Here is an 832-nt window from a genome sequence, read left to right on the forward strand (position 1 = left end):
CCGTTCCCATGCCGAACACGGAAGTTAAGCGCTTCAGCGCCGAAAGTAGTTGGGGGTCTCCCCCTGTGAGGATAGGACGTTGCCAGGCATTACATATTTGGAGGATTAGCTCAGCTGGGAGAGCACCTGCCTTACAAGCAGGGGGTCGGCGGTTCGATCCCGTCATCCTCCACCATTTACACCTGCCGGTGTAGCTCAGTTGGTAGAGCATCTGACTTGTAATCAGAGGGTCGAGGGTTCGAATCCTTTCGCCGGCACCATTTTTTTTAAAAGTCTACCGCATGAATTATACCTTGCCGGGGTGGCGGAATTGGTAGACGCACAGGACTTAAAATCCTGCGAGGGTTTCCTCGTGCCGGTTCAAGTCCGGCCCTCGGTACCATTTATAAACATCCATGAAGGATCATTCGTCTCGCACCCTTAGCTCAGCTGGATAGAGCGTTAGACTACGAATCTAAAGGCCGGGAGTTCGAATCTCTCAGGGTGCACCATTTTTTTCGGGAAGTAGCTCAGCTTGGTAGAGCACTTGGTTTGGGACCAAGGGGTCGCAGGTTCGAATCCTGTCTTCCCGACCATCATACCTTTATGGGGCCTTAGCTCAGCTGGGAGAGCGCCTGCCTTGCACGCAGGAGGTCAGCGGTTCGATCCCGCTAGGCTCCACCAATTTATTTTTATGACGAACTTTGAAAACTGAACGATGAGGCAAAAAAATGTTTTAAATTTTTGAATGAAGCGCAAGCTTTGTCATTTCAAGAGCTATATCAAATTCTTTGGAGAGTTTGATCCTGGCTCAGGACGAACGCTGGCGGCGTGCCTAATACATGCAAGTCGA

At 50.7% G+C, this 832-nt stretch carries 6 tRNA genes and 2 rRNA genes; all 8 read left to right on the top strand.

Annotated elements, in window-relative coordinates:
- Positions 1–88, top strand: a 5S ribosomal RNA gene (gene rrf / locus KNP76_RS15590); the annotation flags it as partial.
- Positions 89–99: 11 nt separating this feature from the next.
- Positions 100–175: transfer RNA gene (locus KNP76_RS15595), tRNA-Val, on the top strand.
- 9 nt (positions 176–184) lie between these two features.
- A tRNA-Thr gene (locus KNP76_RS15600) sits at positions 185–260 on the top strand.
- Between the two features lie 35 nt (positions 261–295).
- Positions 296–382 (top strand) — tRNA-Leu (locus tag KNP76_RS15605).
- 32 nt (positions 383–414) lie between these two features.
- Positions 415–491: transfer RNA gene (locus KNP76_RS15610), tRNA-Arg, on the top strand.
- Positions 492–498: 7 nt separating this feature from the next.
- Positions 499–575: transfer RNA gene (locus KNP76_RS15615), tRNA-Pro, on the top strand.
- Between the two features lie 12 nt (positions 576–587).
- Positions 588–663, top strand: a tRNA-Ala gene (locus tag KNP76_RS15620).
- Between the two features lie 104 nt (positions 664–767).
- Positions 768–832: ribosomal RNA gene (locus tag KNP76_RS15625) — 16S ribosomal RNA — on the top strand; the annotation flags it as partial.

This window comes from Exiguobacterium sp. s150, assembly GCF_018618435.1.
GTDB classification, from domain to species: Bacteria; Bacillota; Bacilli; order Exiguobacteriales; family Exiguobacteriaceae; genus Exiguobacterium; species Exiguobacterium alkaliphilum.